The organism is Streptomyces sp. NPDC014734 (assembly GCF_043083325.1).
Lineage (GTDB): Bacteria > Actinomycetota > Actinomycetes > Streptomycetales > Streptomycetaceae > Streptomyces.
The window spans coordinates 108,851-123,322 of sequence record NZ_JBIBYN010000005.1; the positions used below are offsets into that span (position 1 = coordinate 108,851).

General features: G+C 71.6%; 13 protein-coding genes. 8 read left to right on the forward strand and 5 right to left on the reverse strand.

The window, feature by feature from the left end:
* Positions 1-27 precede the first annotated feature (27 nt).
* The gene (locus tag ACF1CT_RS11130; RefSeq protein ID WP_391783531.1) at positions 28-3,075 is read left to right on the forward strand and encodes an FG-GAP-like repeat-containing protein; all 3,048 of its coding nucleotides are present in this window, start codon (positions 28-30) and stop codon (positions 3,073-3,075) included.
* Positions 3,076-3,223: 148 nt separating this feature from the next.
* Here the strand turns inward: ACF1CT_RS11130 and ACF1CT_RS11135 are convergent, their stop codons facing one another.
* Positions 3,224-4,138 carry a GNAT family N-acetyltransferase gene (locus tag ACF1CT_RS11135; RefSeq protein ID WP_391783532.1) on the reverse strand — a complete coding sequence of 305 codons (915 nt, stop codon included), beginning with the start codon at positions 4,136-4,138 and terminating at the stop codon, positions 3,224-3,226.
* 269 nt (positions 4,139-4,407) lie between these two features.
* On the opposite strand from ACF1CT_RS11135, the gene ACF1CT_RS11140 reads away from it, so the two are divergent.
* From ACF1CT_RS11140 to ACF1CT_RS11150, 3 genes are read left to right on the forward strand one after another with little or no spacing between them, the layout of a single operon-like run.
* Positions 4,408-4,755, forward strand: a complete 348-nt coding sequence (locus tag ACF1CT_RS11140) for an ArsR/SmtB family transcription factor (RefSeq protein ID WP_391783533.1) — start codon at positions 4,408-4,410, stop codon at positions 4,753-4,755.
* On the forward strand, positions 4,752-5,186 hold the full coding sequence (locus ACF1CT_RS11145; protein ID WP_391783534.1) for an SRPBCC domain-containing protein: 435 nt from the start codon (positions 4,752-4,754) through the stop codon (positions 5,184-5,186). Before ACF1CT_RS11140 ends, ACF1CT_RS11145 begins: the two co-directional genes overlap by 4 nt.
* A 9-nt stretch (positions 5,187-5,195) precedes the next feature.
* The gene (locus ACF1CT_RS11150) at positions 5,196-5,630 is read left to right on the forward strand and encodes a YybH family protein (protein WP_391783535.1); all 435 of its coding nucleotides are present in this window, start codon (positions 5,196-5,198) and stop codon (positions 5,628-5,630) included.
* Between the two features lie 58 nt (positions 5,631-5,688).
* Here the strand turns inward: ACF1CT_RS11150 and ACF1CT_RS11155 are convergent, their stop codons facing one another.
* Positions 5,689-6,600 (reverse strand): LysR family transcriptional regulator, encoded by a 912-nt coding sequence (locus ACF1CT_RS11155; RefSeq protein ID WP_391783536.1) that lies wholly within the window; start codon positions 6,598-6,600, stop codon positions 5,689-5,691.
* A 116-nt stretch (positions 6,601-6,716) separates the two neighbouring features.
* Between ACF1CT_RS11155 and ACF1CT_RS11160 the strand changes: the two genes are divergently transcribed.
* On the forward strand, positions 6,717-7,067 hold the full coding sequence (locus tag ACF1CT_RS11160) for a DoxX family protein (RefSeq protein ID WP_391783537.1): 351 nt from the start codon (positions 6,717-6,719) through the stop codon (positions 7,065-7,067).
* A 337-nt stretch (positions 7,068-7,404) separates the two neighbouring features.
* On the opposite strand, the gene ACF1CT_RS11165 is transcribed toward ACF1CT_RS11160, so the two are convergent.
* The gene (locus ACF1CT_RS11165; protein ID WP_391783538.1) at positions 7,405-7,869 is read right to left on the reverse strand and encodes an ATP-binding protein; all 465 of its coding nucleotides are present in this window, start codon (positions 7,867-7,869) and stop codon (positions 7,405-7,407) included.
* A 172-nt stretch (positions 7,870-8,041) separates the two neighbouring features.
* Between ACF1CT_RS11165 and ACF1CT_RS11170 the strand changes: the two genes are divergently transcribed.
* On the forward strand, positions 8,042-8,896 hold the full coding sequence (locus ACF1CT_RS11170) for a Scr1 family TA system antitoxin-like transcriptional regulator (RefSeq protein WP_391783539.1): 855 nt from the start codon (positions 8,042-8,044) through the stop codon (positions 8,894-8,896).
* Positions 8,893-9,153 carry a DUF397 domain-containing protein gene (locus ACF1CT_RS11175; protein ID WP_391783540.1) on the forward strand — a complete coding sequence of 87 codons (261 nt, stop codon included), beginning with the start codon at positions 8,893-8,895 and terminating at the stop codon, positions 9,151-9,153. Before ACF1CT_RS11170 ends, ACF1CT_RS11175 begins: the two co-directional genes overlap by 4 nt.
* 193 nt (positions 9,154-9,346) lie before the next feature.
* On the opposite strand, the gene ACF1CT_RS11180 is transcribed toward ACF1CT_RS11175, so the two are convergent.
* Positions 9,347-10,231 (reverse strand): peptidase S1, encoded by an 885-nt coding sequence (locus ACF1CT_RS11180; protein ID WP_391783541.1) that lies wholly within the window; start codon positions 10,229-10,231, stop codon positions 9,347-9,349.
* Positions 10,232-10,653: 422 nt separating this feature from the next.
* Between ACF1CT_RS11180 and ACF1CT_RS11185 the strand changes: the two genes are divergently transcribed.
* Positions 10,654-13,167, forward strand: a complete 2,514-nt coding sequence (locus ACF1CT_RS11185) for a GTPase-associated protein 1-related protein (protein ID WP_391783542.1) — start codon at positions 10,654-10,656, stop codon at positions 13,165-13,167.
* Positions 13,168-13,527: 360 nt separating this feature from the next.
* Here ACF1CT_RS11185 and ACF1CT_RS11190 read toward each other — a convergent pair whose 3' ends face one another.
* Positions 13,528-14,400, reverse strand: coding sequence for a methylenetetrahydrofolate reductase (locus tag ACF1CT_RS11190; RefSeq protein WP_391783543.1), 873 nt, complete (start codon positions 14,398-14,400; stop codon positions 13,528-13,530).
* Positions 14,401-14,472: the final 72 nt, after the last annotated feature.

Genomic DNA, 14,472 nt, shown 5'->3' on the forward strand with positions numbered 1-14,472 from the left:
CCCGCCGTTATCGCATTGGCATGCACCGTGGTTGCCACGGCGGCGATATCCGTGCCGGCGAGCGCGTATGACGGTGCCCCGGACGAGTCCTCGGGTCCGGTCCCGGCATACTCGACCGAGGAGACCAAGGCACTCGCCGAGGCGGAGTCGAGCGGAGAGCCGGTCGAGGTCCTCTCGCATCGCACCGAGGCGTCGCAGGTGTTCGCCAATCCCTCCGGCACGTTCACCGAGGAGCGGTACGCCACCGCCCAGTGGGTGCGCCAGGGCAACAAGCTGGTGGAACCCGACACCGATCTGGTGTCCGGTCGCGACGGGCGGATCAGACCGAAGGCCGCGGCCGTGGGGCTTGAGTTCTCCGGCGGCGGTGACGGGCCGCTGGCCACCATCACCCGCGACGGGCGCAGCATCGCGCTGTCCTGGCCCACGCCGCTCCCGAAGCCGCGGATCGCCGACGACACCGTGACGTACCCCGACGTGCTGCCCGACGTCGACCTGAAGCTCCGTGCCGGGGCGTCCGGATTCGCCCAGTTGCTGGTGGTCAAGTCCGCCGGGGCGGCGGCCGATCCGAGGCTCAGGACCATCTCCTACGACATGTCGAGCCGCGGCCTGAAGGTCGGCTCCGACGAGCACGGCAACATCAGCGCCGTCAACCCCGGCGGCCAGGAGGTGTTCACCGCTCCCACTCCGCGCATGTGGGACAGCACGGCCGCCGCACCCGTGAGCCGCCTGTCCGCCGCGCCGTCCGAGGGCGCCCCGTCCTCGGACGAGTTCGAGCCGGGCCATGGCGCCCAGCAGGCCGCGATGCCCGTCTCGGTGAAGAACGACAGCCTGGAACTGACCCCGGACGCGAAGCTGCTGACGGGCAAGGACACCCACTACCCCGTCTACATCGACCCGTACGTCGAGGGGTCCCGCTACTCGTGGACCATCGCGTACAAGAAGTACCCGAACACCGCCTACTTCAACGGCGCCGGGTTCAACGGGGGCACGACCACCGCGCGGGCCGGCTACGAGAACGAGACGAACGGCCTGGCCCGCTCGTACTTCCGCATGAACACCAAGAACCTGTGGAGCACCAACAAGCAGGTCCTCAAGTCCACCTTCCGGATCAAGAACACCTGGTCCTGGTCCTGCACGGCCAAGCCGGTCGAGCTGTGGCGCTCGGCCGCCATCGTGTCGTCCACCACGTGGAACAACCGACCCGCCCGGCGCGAGAAGATGGACACCGTCAACGCGTCCAAGGGCTGGGGCTCCGGCTGCCCGGCGGGCAACCTCGCCTTCGACGTGACGAAGGGGGCCAAGGACGCCGCTGCCTCCAAGTGGAACACCATCACGTTCGAGCTCGCGGCCTCCAACGAGTCGGACGTGTACGGGTGGAAGAAGTTCGACGCCAAGTCGGCTGTGCTCTCCACCGAGTACAACACCGTGCCCAACGCCCCCACCGGCCTTGACACGATCCCCAGCACCAAGAACAGCAAGGGCTGCGGCAACACCGCCCCGTACGGACTGATCGGCAACACCGACATCTACCTGACCGCCAAGGGCAGCGACAGCGACGGCGGCACGGTCAAGGTCAAGTTCCACCTCTGGGCCACCGGTCACCACCCCAATGACGACCCGAAGGGCGTCATCATCGTCGACAAGACGGTCTCGGTCTCCTCGGGCACCACGGCGAAACTCAAGGTGACCAAGGCGACGCTGACCCCGTACCTGGGCACGGCCTCCGGAAACTTCTCCTGGAAGGCCCAGGTCAGCGACGCGTCGGCGTCCTCCGACTGGACCCCGACCAAGGGCGCCGCCGGATGCCGGTTCGTCTTCGACCCGACCCGCCCGAGCACCCCGCCCGGCATCGTCTCCAGCCAGTTCCCCGACGGCGGCGACGGCTGGCCGGCCGTGACCGGCTCGGTCCGCACCTCGGGTTCCTTCGTCCTCTCCAGCGGTGGCGTCAAGGACGTCACCTCGTACGAGTACTGGACCGACACCGCCCCGACCGTGCGCACCGCCACCCCCACCAGTGCCGGCGGCAGCGTCACCGTCAAGATCACTCCGACCACCGCGGGCAGCAACCACTTCTACGCCCGCAGCCTGGACAAGGCGGGCAACAAGTCGGACACCGCCGACTACCTCTTCTACGCGAACGGTCCCAAGGAGGCCGACAAGCCGGGCGACATCAACGGTGACGGCAACGCCGACCTGTACGGCATCGACAAGGACGGCACCCTCAACCGCTTCTACGGAGCGGGCGACGGCACCGTCGCCCAGGCGTCGAGTCCCGCCTCCACGCTCAAGTGGACCGGGGCGAAGATCACGCACCGGGGCGACTGGACCGGCGACGGCTACGAGGACCTCATCTCGCTGAAGAAGGACGCGGACTCGGGCACCCACCGGCTCTGGATCCACCCCAACACCGGCTACGGCTACGCGTGCAGCAACTGCGAGGGCACCGAAAACGACCAGCGCGAACTGACGGTCTACGACGCGGCCAACAACCACTGGAAGGACGGCGCGAAGCAGATCCTCGCCGTCGGTGACGTCGACGGCCCCCTGGACGTCGACAACGACGGTGTTCCCGACGTTCCCGGTCACCCGGACCTGGTCGTCAACGACGGCACCTTCATCTGGCTCTACTACGGCAGCGCCGACAACCGTCTCGACCTCGACCGCGAACCGGTGCTGCTCGCCGGTCCGGACGACCCCATCACCGATGGCATCTCCAAGGTCAGCGAGGTCACACTCGCCGCGCCGGGCGACTGGAACGGGGACGGTGTGACCGACATCGTCGTCCGCTACGAGCGGCCGGAGTCCGGGGGACTCTTCGTCTTCCACGGCCGGGACGACGAGGGCGGCTTCAGCATCAGCTTCAAGGACCGCACCGAGATCGGGTACAACTGGAGCACCACCACCGTGCCGATGTTCGTCGCGGCGCCGGATGCCAACAACAACGGCAAGCTCGATCTGTGGGCGACCACGGCCAACTCCGGTCGGCTCCGTGTCTTCCGTGACCTGAGCGCCACCAACAGGGACGACGTCGGTGTGGCGTCGGAGGCGTTCGCCGGGTACCAGTCGATCGGCTGACGCGGGTCCCGGGCAACCGGTCGGCACCGTCCCCGGCGGTGCCCCGGCCCCGGGCGGTACGACGACGCCGGGAGCGAGGTCCGCGAGGACTCGCCCCCGGCGTCGTCGGGTACGGGCGGCCGTCGAGGCCCCGGGAGGGGCGATGCCCCTACGCGCCGAGGTCGTTGCGGAAGACCGTGGAACTGTGCCGGACCGTCATGCCGACCCGCAGATAGAGGTCGAGGGCCCCGGTGTCCGAGTGGGTCCACAGGGTGCAGGCACCACGGCCCGTACGGTGGAAGTCGCGGAAGGCGTGGCGCAGCAGAAGCCGGGCGATGCCGCGGCCGCGGTGGTCACGACGTACGGCGACCTGTTCGAGGTAGCCCTCGCCGGTACCCGGCACGTCCAACGCGAGGGCGGCTCCCACGAGTTGGTTCCCGGCGAAGGCAAGGGCGGACTGCCGGGGGGCGAACGTGGGCCGGTCGACGGTGTGGGCGGCCCATTCCTCGTACGCCTGCCGCCGTTCCTGCCATTCATCGAACGCGTCCTGGACGAGGACGTGCACGGCGGGCCCGTCGCCGGCCCGGAAGGGCCGCACCGTGATGCCGGCCGGGGGCCGGGGCACGGTGGGCCCGGCCGACATGACGAACTCCAGCAGCCAGGCCGTCACCAGCGGCTCGTACCCGTGCGCGCGCAGCAACGCCACGGCATCCGTGTCCGCGTCCGCCACCGTCTGCACGACGCGGGCGGAACCGGCCTGCCGCGCCCGCTCCAGCGTCCAGCCGAGGAGCGCGGCGCCCAGGCCCCGCCCCCGGTGATCCGGATGCACGTCCACCTCGGAGCGCCGGTCCACCCAGGCGCGGGCGGCGAGTCGCCCGGCCGGGTCGAGGACGAGGACGGTGTCCGTCCCCGGTACCAGTCCCGGCCGCGCGAGATCGGCGGCGACGGCCCCGGAGTCGCTGCGGGCCCGCCCGTGGACCTGCCGTTCGCAGGCCGTGACGAGCGCGTGAATCGCCGGGACGTCCTCGGTGGTCGCGGGCCGGGAACGGTATCCGAGTGGCAGGCGGAGGGTGGGAGGGAGCATCGGCGGAGGGTAGCCGTGCGCCGATTTCCCCCGCAAGGGGGCGAACGCTCCCCGATACGGCACCGGATCGTCCGTGACCCTCGGCGTGCCCCCGCGCCATGGTCCGAACCGCACCCCGCTGGTTCCTGCCGCTGTGCCGGGGCCCGGGGTCGCAAGGGCTTCGGTTCGCGCGGCGGCGCTCCCGCCCACCTCCGCGCGGCCGGAAGATTACCAAACGTTACTTAAGTAGTTGCTTGACTTTTTGTGCGGGTGGGACTTGACTCGGGGACATGCCCAACCGTGAAGAGCGACTGGACCTGGTGTTCCGGGCCCTGGGAGATCCGACTCGGCGTGCGCTGGTCGAGCGGCTGGTTCGCGGCCCCGCCTCGGTGAGCGAGCTCGCCGCCCCGCTGGCCATGTCGTTCCCCGCGGTCGTCCAGCACGTCCAGGTGCTGGAAGCCGCCGGGATCGTCCGGTCGGAGAAGACCGGCCGGGTCCGCACCTGCCGGATCGAACCGGAGGCGCTGCGGGCCGGCGAGGGCTGGCTCGGGCGTCAGCGCACCACCTGGGAGACCAGGCTCGATCACCTCGGCGACGTGCTCGCCGAGCCCGGCCCGTCGGAAGGAACCACGTCATGACCGTCACGCACACCACGTTCGCCCTGGAACGCAGCTACGCGGCAAAACCGGCGCGCGTCTTCGCCGCCTGGGCCGATCCGGCCGCGAAGGCCCGCTGGTTCGGGTCCGGGGGCACCCACGAGCTCGACTTCCGTGCCGGTGGACGCGAACTCACCCGCGGCCGGACGCCGGACGGCAGGGATCTGGCGTTCGCCTCGGTGTACCACGACATCGTCCGGGACCGCCGGATCGTCTACTCGTCGACGCTGACCGTCGTCGACACCCTCGCCACGGTGTCGACGACCACGGTCGAGTTCGCCGCGGAGGGCGAGGGCACCCTGCTCACCCTGACTGAGCAGGCGACCTTCCTCGACGGCGGCGAGGAACCGGGCTGGCGGGAGCAGGGCACCGGCGACTGGCTGGCCGGACTCGGCGAAGAACTCCGGGCGTGAGGAGCCGCTGTGAACGACACCGGCGTGACCGCGCACCTGGAAGGGCTGATCCGCGATCGGGTCGCCGCGGTCGGGGCGAAGGACGTCGCCGCTCTGGCTGCGCGGTACGCGGATGATGTCGTGCTGTTCGACGCCGTCGGCCCGCTGAGCGATCGGGGCGTCGACGTGGAGATCCGCCGGCTGGAGAACTGGTTCGGCGCGTACCGGACCGGGATCGGGCTTGAGATCCGTGAGCTCGAAGTGGCGGCGGCGGACGGTTTCGCCTTCGGCCACTACCTCTTCCAGGTGCGCGGGACGATGAATGACGGGACCGCGGTTTCGATGTGGGTGCGCTCCACGGTGTGTTTTCGCGAGCACGAGGACGGCTGGAAGATCGTCCATGAGCACAGTTCCGTACCGTTCGACGGAACCACCGGCCGAGCGCTCGTCGGGCTACGGCCGTGAGGGCCGTCCCGTCCTCCGTGGTGGACCGGTGCGCGGCGTCGGATGTGTGCTGTGTGGGTCAGGTGGCGGTCTCGTCCTGCCGGGGCCCGCTGTCCAGGCAGCAGCGGACGAAGTCCTGGACGACGGGGTCGGAGTCGTCGGCGGGCGCCCAGGCGACGCCGACCCTGCTGGGGCCGACGCCGGTGACGGGGCGGTAGGTGACGCCGGGGCGGGCGTAGAAGCGGGCGGCGGACTCGGGGGCGAGGGCGATGCCGTACCCGTTGGCGATCGCGCTCAGCCAGCTGTCGGGCTGGTCGGTGACGGCGCCGATGCGGACCGGGTGGCCGTCGTGTTCGTCGGCGGCCAGCCAGTGGTCCCGCCATCGGCCGGATTCGGGCGGTGCCGCCACGAACGGCTCGTCCCACAGCTCCCGGAAGGGGATCACGTCGCGCGCGGCCCATGGATGTGCCGCGGGAAGCGCGACGCAACGGGGCTCGGCGAACAGTTCGGCCACGCGCAGGGCGTCCTGGCCGGGGAAGGGCAGCCGCACCAGGGCGACGTCGACGTCTCCGGCGGCGAGACCGGCGGACGGGTTCGACCAGGCGGCCTGCCGCATGTCGGCCCGCCAGCCGGGTCTGCGGCGGGCGAACTCCGCGATGATCTGCGGGGTCGCCTCGTTGGCGGCGCTCGCCAGGAAACCGACGCGCAGCACACGGGCCGCCCGGCCTGCCGTGCTCCTCGTCTCCCGCAGTACGCGGTCCCACTCGGCCAGCAGGGCGGGCGCCCGGTCCGCCAGCGCCCGGCCCGGTTCGGTGAGGGTCATGCCGGTGCGGGACCGGGTGAACAGCGGCACTCCGAGCCGGGTCTCCAGTTGCCTGATCTGTTTGGTGAGCGCCGGCTGGGAGACGAACAGCCGTTCCGCGGCGCGGGTCAGGGTGCCTTCGTCCGCGACGGCGACGAAGTAGCGCAGCAACCGGGTGTCGAGATCCATGCCCTCAGGTTATGGAAGCGGGTATTGGACACCGGGATCGGGCTCGGTGAGGCTCGTCTCAGCGAGCGGGCGGCGACTCGTCCACGCCCGCCATCTGCGACTGGAAGGGGAGGCGCGTGTTCACCGCCTACGTGATCATCACCGCCGTCACGATCATGGCCAACGCCGGAATCGCCGTCGCGGACCTCATGGGGGCCGCGTTCGTACGGGCCAATTCGGCAGAGGTGGGGCTCCCGCGGTCCTGGCTCCCGTGGCTCGGCGCGCTGAAGGCCGCCGGGGCGGCTGGGCTCCTCCTCGGGCTCCTGGGTGTCCCGGTCATCGGCGTCGCCGCCGCGACGGGCCTCGTCCTGTTCTTCGTCGGCGCCGTCGCCGCGCACATCCGTGCCCGGGTGTACCACAACATCGCGTTTCCCGGCGCCTTCTTCGGGCTGGCCGTCGCGTCCCTGGTCCTGGCACTCGCGCGCTGAGCGTCAGCGGTTCGACATCCTTCCGGGACCGACGCGGGGGCGGACGCCGTACCGGAGCCGAGGGCGGCGGGAAGGGCCGGCGGAAGGACGGGGCGGGCGTTCCCGCGGTGGAACGAGGGGTCTCGTTCCGGGCGGGCTCAGCGGGGGGCCGCGGTGTGCGTGCGCCCGGGTGCCGGACACCGACCGCCGAACTGCTCGCCGTGGCGCGTTCCGATGCCTTCGGCACCGCACGCGTGCCGCTCCGCGAGGAACTGGCGGAACAGGGCGGCCTCCGGCTCCACGGGGACGGCCCCTGGCGCCGCGGGGGGCCGCCCCCGCACGAGGGGGTGCGGGGCCTTCAGTACGGCAGGTCCAACTCCACGCGGACCGTCTTGCCCGGCGGCACCCGGTCCAGCACCGCCCACCGGTCGGCCAGCGCGTCGACGAGGACCAGCCCGTACCCGCCGTCGGAGCCGGGCGACGGTGCCACCAGCTCCCTCGGCTGCGGCGGACGTCGCTCGCCCCGGGTGTCGCTGACCTCGATCCGCAGCACACCCCGCTCGTTCCCCTCCGCCGGTGTGTGGCCGAGACGCAGCTCGAAGTCCCGCCCCGGCACCCGGCCGTGTGTCGCCGCGTTGGCGGCGAGTTCGGCGACGATCAGTTCCGCCGTCTCCGAAGCGTCACTGCGGTACGGGATGCCCCAGTCGTGCAGCACGTGCAGGGCGAGATGGCGGGCGAGCCTGGCTCCGCGCGGCGTGGAGCTGAAGCGCTGCACGAACACACGTACGGTAACCGGGGATTGGGGTGTGGTGATGGCTTCCATGCCCCCACCGTGGCGGCCGACCGCCCCTCCGACCAGCGCGGAAACTCGTACGCTGAGTCAGCGTACGGGTACGGAGGGTGGACAGTAGGGGTAACCGTCCGTGACCATGGGCGAGTTGTCTGCCGGTAGCAGTGACCGGCACGAAGTACGGCGAGCACGGAGGTGGCCGGACATGACGGACGGCGTCGGCATGACGGGCGGGACGACGGGTTCGAACGGGGAGCCGGAGCCCTCGGACAGCTTGCGGACGTTCGGGGAGATCGTCAAGATCTTCCGCAAACGGGCCCTGCTCACCCAGGAGCAGTTCGCGCCCCTGGTGCAGTACTCGGTGCCGACCGTCGCGTCGATCGAACAGGGCCGCAGGTTCCCGCCGTTGGCGTTCATCGAGCGGTCCGAGATCGTGCTCGACGCGTTCGGGGCCATCAAGGCGGCGGCGAAGCACCTGTCCCGTCGCCCGGGCATCGCGAGCTGGTTCCATCAGTGGGCGCAGTTGGAGGCCGAGGCGATCAGCCTGTACACGTACGAATGCAGGCTGATCCCGGGGCTGTTGCAGTCGGAGTCGTACGCGCGGGCGCTGTTCCTCAACCAGCTCCCGCCGCTCGGCGACGCGCAGATCGAGAAGCAGCTCGCGGCCCGATTGGACCGCCAGCAACTGCTGCGGGAGCGGCCGAACACCAACTACAGCTTCATCCTCGAAGAACACCTCTTCCTGCGGCGGACCGGCGGCGCGGACGTCACCCGGCAGGCTATCGACCACGTCCTCGACTTCGCCGAACTGCGCAACGTCGAGGTCCAGATCATGCCGCAGACCCGCGAGAGCCACGCCGGGCTGGACGGCCCGATCCAGCTGCTGGAGACGCCGGAGCACAAGTGGTACGGATACAGCGAGGGCCAGAAGTGCGGCCACCTCCAGGCCGATCCCGCTGTGGTCAGTGTGCTCCAGATGCGGTATGCCAGGATGCGTTCGCAGGCCCACACCCCCGAAGACTCCGTGGGCCTGTTGCAGCGGATGCGAGGAGCGGTATGAGCACCACCACAGAACTGTCCTGGTTCAAGAGCAGCTACAGCAGCGCCTCCGGCGACGACTGCGTCGAAGTCGCCCTCTCCTGGCACAAGTCCACCTACAGCGGCGGGGACGGCGACTCCTGCGTGGAGGTCGCCGCCTGCCCCACCACCGTCCACGTCCGGGACTCCAAGGTCGAGCAGGGCCCGCAACTCGCCCTCTCCCCCGCCGCCTGGACCGGCTTCGTCGGCTACGCGGTGGGCGGCGCGTCGCACGCCTGACGCGACGCGCGCCAGACACAACCCGCGCCCGACGCACAGCGCCACCGACCGGCCGCACCACAACGGGACCGCGCCGCGCACCGGATCGACTCCGGTGCGCGGCGCGGCAGTTCGTCGGGCGCTGTGCGACGAGGGCGTGTTGCGAGAGTCCCGTCTGCCCTCCGGGCAGACGACGCTACTTTCGCAACACGCCCTACGAGAGCGCCAGCTCGGTGACGTCGCCGGCCTCCAGGACCCACGTCGCGCTCAGGCCGCCCTCCTTCACCCGCGCGGCGCCGTCCCCCTTGAGGACGCCGATCCGCTTGCCGGACAGGGCGATCTGGATGGCGTGGGTGTACTCGTGGACCCAGGTGGCGCTGAGACCGCCCTCCTTCACGTAGGCGTCGCCGGTGTCCTTCAGCACGCCGATGCGGTTGCCCGAGAGTTCGAGCTGGATGACGTCGTCGGCCTCCCGCACCCAGGTGGCACTCAGGCCGCCCTCCTTCACCCATGCCACCCCGGTGCCCGACAGCACACCGATGCGGTCGCCCGACAGGTCGATGCCGATGACGTTGGTCGACTCCTTGACCCAGTTGGTGCTGAGGCCGCCCTCCTTGACGAACGCGTCGCCGTTGCCCTTGACGACGCCGATGCGGTTGCCCGACAGCTCCAGTTCCTTGACCTTTTCGGCCTCCAGGACCCAGGTCGCGGAGAGGCCGCCCTCCTTCACGTACGCCTCGCCGTTGTCCTTCAGCACGCCGATGCGGTTGCCCGCCAGGGCGATCTGCTTGACGTCGTCGGCCTCGCGGACCCAGTTGGTGCTGAGACCGCCCTCCTTCACCCAGGCCACACCATTGCCGGTGAGGACACCGATGCGGTTGCCGGAGAGGGTGATCTGTTTGACATCGCCGTGCTCCTTGACCCAGGTCGCGGAGAGGCCGCCCTCCTTGACGTAGGCATCGCCGTTGTCCTTCAGCACGCCGATGCGGTTCCCGCCGTCGCCGGACACCGTGCCGGGCACCGCGTTCGCCGTGGCGGCACCGGCCAGACCGGAGAGAGCGAGAACAGCGGTCACCGCGGTGAGAGTCCTGAGGTTCATCCGAGTAACTCCTTTACCGAGAGCGGTCCTTGGGGCCAGTTCGCGGCATCCCAGGGGGATCGGTCGATCCGGACCCTCAACGACCGGAGGGCACCGGCGGTGTGTAGGCCATTGGAGTGATGTCGGCGTGCTGGACGCCCCTTTGCCGAGCGCCGTACACCGGATGATGAGGACATGAACGACGCCCCGGGCGAGAGAGGCGTCGTCGGTCCTCGCCGCGGCCTGTCGACGGTCCCGGCCACGACCTGTCGGCGGGGTGCGCGTGGGAGTCGCACGCCTTGATAGCGTCGCTCCCGCGATCGCGGTCCGCTCCCCACCGGGGTCGCCGCCGTGCCTCTTACGGCCCTCGGACGGGCGGTCGACGGAGCGGGTGTGCTGTCGGCACGGGGAGGTTGGCGGCACGGACGAAGAGGGCCCGACGCATGAGTCTCGCGCAGTTGCACTACACCTCTGCCTCTGCGGACGAGGAGGGGGGTGGCGGTGCGCGGTTCACCGCGGTCAGCGCCGGACTGCCCACGCAGGTGCTCGCCGACGCCGAACAGCTCCTCCACTACGAGCCGCCCGCCGACGCCCCGGTCCGGCCCACCTCTGACGAACTCCGCGCCTTCCCCGAGGCGTTCGCCTTCAGCGCGCTGTCGGACGGCGGATACCTGCTGAGCCGGACGGTGGCGCTCGGCAGTTCCGGTGCCGGTACCGGGTCGTCCTTCGACTTCGGCTCCGGTCCCGGTCCCGGCTCCGGTCCCGGCTCCGTCGGATTCCACGCGCACGCGGTGCACCTCCCGTCCGGTACGCGACTGCCGGACGACGCGCTGCCGATCACCGCCTGGCGGTCGCCGAGCTGGTCCTCGACCCCGCCGGAGGGCGGAGCACCGACCCGCATATCCGCGCTGCCCGCCTCCGCCGCCTTCGGGCCGGAGGCACTGAACGACTTCGCGGTCTCCCGGAGCCCCTGGCTGGCGGCGGTCTTCGCCGATCTGCGCCGGGTGTACGAGGATCCGGGCGCGGGACGCCTGGTTCTCGTGGAGCGGCACAGCGTCGATGTGGCCCGGTGGATCGCCCTCGCCTCGGCCGTACTCCCGCCGGACGACGCGCACCGGCTGACGTTCACGACATACACCCGCCGTCCGGAACACTCCCCGCACCAGCTCGTCGGGGTACTGCCGCAGGACGCTCCCCGGCCCGGCAGCCCCCATGCCCCGGCGCTGCGGGTCCACGACTGCGCCGAGGCGCGTCCGGAGGGTGCGGCGAGCGGCGACGCCTGGGCCGAGACCTGCGCCCGGATCTGGCGGAACCGGTCCCCGGAGCTGTTCCGGACGGCGGCGGAACTGCCCGGCGGGCCCTTCGCCGCCGGACCGCTCGCCGTCACGGCGCTCTGTGCGGGCGTTCCGCTCGGACCCGACGAACGGGCCGCGGCGGCCGAGTGGGCCGCGGAGCGGCCGTACGCGCTGGACGAGGAACGGACACACCGGCTCACCGATGCGCTGACCGATCCGGACATCGACCGCTCGCCCCGCGAACTTGCCGCGGTGGCGCTGCTGTTGACCGCGCTCGACGGGCGTTCCCCGGCGGGCGTGACGGCCTCCCTCGGCGCCCTGCTGGTGACGGAGGCGGTCTACGGGGGCGATGTCGCCGTGGAGCCTCCGGGGCGCTCGGCCTTCGCCGAGCCGGACGGGGAACGCGTCGTCGCCGCGCTCGTCGAGGCCCTGGGCGACGATCTGCGCACCGAGCTGGCCACCGGCACGCCCGTCGTCGCGGACGCCGCACCCGGCCGGAGCGTGGGGCGCACCGTGCAGTTGCTGCGGATCGCGCGGCTGCTCGACGTGGACCGTGCGGACCTGCTCCCCGCCGTCGTGCGCCGGATGGCGCGGGCGTTGCTGGACGAGGGCGCGGGCGACCGCGCCCGTGCGCTGCTCGACCTCCTGGACGAACAGTTCGACGTCCGTACCGCGCTGCTGGGCGAGTTGGACCGGATCGCGCCGCACGATCCGGTGGCGACGGAACGCCTGCTCGCCGATGTCGCCCTGCCGTTCACCGGTGCGCAGGCGCTGCCGCATCTGCGGATGTGCTCGGCCGCGGCGGACGCCAGGACGGCCGGGGGCGGCGACCGGACGAAGGCACTGAACGCGGTGCTCCGGGCCGGTGGCATGTCGCCGTTCACCGAACCTCTGGTACTGCTGACGGGCATCGGGCTGGTGTGGGGCACGGACACGCCCACCACCGGCGAGGCCCGGCTGCTGCTGGACGCGACCACTTCCGACGCGCACCGCACGGCCGGTACCTGGACCGTGCTCGTCGCGGCGGCGCTCGGTGCCCCCGCCGACGACGCCGAGGCGCCCGAACTCGCCCGCGACCTGCTGCGCGGCTTCCCGCAGGAGATCGACGCACGGGTGCGCGGCGCCCTGCAGCTCCTGGAGTTCGCCGGGGGTCTGCGCACGGGGACGGCGGAGCCCGGCTGGACGGAACGGGTCCGCGCCCTGTGCGCCGAGGCCGATCCCGTCGAACCGGGGGTCCGCGACAAGGCGTTCGGGGCCCTGGCCGGGCGGCTGCTCGCCCCGGACCGGCCGGAGGACGAGCTGTACGCGTTCGTCCACAGCGGCGACGCGGACCTCATCGCCGCCTACGGCCTCGCCGCCCGCGGCGACGCGGTCCGGGCCCTGCTGCGCACCGACCCCGCGTACACGGCCGACTGCTTCGCCGTGTGGAGCTCGCACCCGCACGCGGGCCCCGCCTGGAGCGAGACCCGTCAGGCCTTGCTGGAGGAGGTGCTGCGTCCGGCGGTACGCGGCCTGTCCGGTGGTGAGGTGGCCGCGGTGGAGGAGGCCGCCGGGCGGGTGGGCAGCAGCCGCACCGCGGAGGCGTTCCGGGCCTGGAACCGGCCGAGCGGCTTCGGCAGAAGGCTCGGCAGTCGGCTCGCGGCCCGGGTACGGCGGACCTGACACCGTCCGACGGCAGCGCCGGGGGCGGCCGGACACGCGCATGACGGCGTGCTCCGCGCGGCTGCGGCGCGAGCCCTTGGACCAGCTCGCCGAGTTGTTGGCGCGGGGTGCCGCGGAAGACATGATGGGCCATGGCTTCGCGGGCCGTCCGGTGTTCGCACCACGGGACCCGCGCTGCCACCGGTCCGTCACGACCTGCCGGTAAGGGGGGTCAGACCCGGTCGAGGGGCCGATGCGGCCCGTCCGGGAGTTCCACCGTGATCGTGTCGCCCGGGGATGAGTGGACAGGATCCGGTCCCGGATCGGCCGGCGGCCCGGCCTCTGAGGGCCGAGTGCCGTCCCGTCCTCGGAGGCGTCGTGTCAGCTCCCCTCCTGTGCGCGGAAGTCGGCGATCCACCGGGACGTGGCCCCGATCCCGCCGAAGGTGTAGAAGTGCAGCTTGAGGACACCGTGGCGCTCCGGGGCGTAGCCGTCGGCGAGCGCGCGGACGAAGCGGTCGGGGCCGGCGGTTCCCATCAGGTTGGTCATGGAGAACCCGTACTTCTTCGCGATGGACGCACTCGTACCGACGCCGAACCGCGTGGCGTACGTCATCAGCCGCTTGATTCCGGCCGGTCCGGGGACTCCTATGCGCACCGGCACGTCGATGCCCCGTCCGCGTATGTCCTCGACCCAGGCCAGGACCGGCGCCGCGTCGAAGCCGAACTGGGTGATGATGTCGCCGCCCAGTCGCCCGCGGGCCAGGACGGCGGTCTTGTCCTCGATCGCCTTCCAGAGCACCGGGTTCGAGATGGCCGGGTGGCCTTCGGGGTAGCCGCAGATGCCGACGTGCCGCACGCCGTACTCCCGGAGGAGCCCGGACCGGATGAGCGCGAGGGAGTCGTCGTAGGGGCCGTGAGAGGTGGCGGGGTCGCCACCGACGGCGAAGACGTTGTCGACGGCGTCCACGGATCGCAGGGCGGCGAGGAACTCCTTCAGCTCCGAACGGGAGCGCAGGCGGCGGGCCGATACGTGCGGAACAGGTGTGTAGCCGTGCCGCCTGACCGCCCCGGCCGCGGCGATCCGCATGCCGAGGTCCTCATTGCCGAGGAAGGTGACGTTGACGCGTGTGCCTGGGGGAATGTGGTCACGGGCCTCTTCGAGCCCGGAGACGTCCTTGCCCGTCATCTCCAGGGAGAAGTCCTTCAGCAGCGAGGCGACGCCCGGGGCGGGGGCTGTGGGGCGGGGTTCCATGGTGTTCCTCGTTCAGTGGTTCTCCCCGGGGCGCCGGGCAGCCGGGGAGCCTGCGGAGCACCCCGCGCGCCG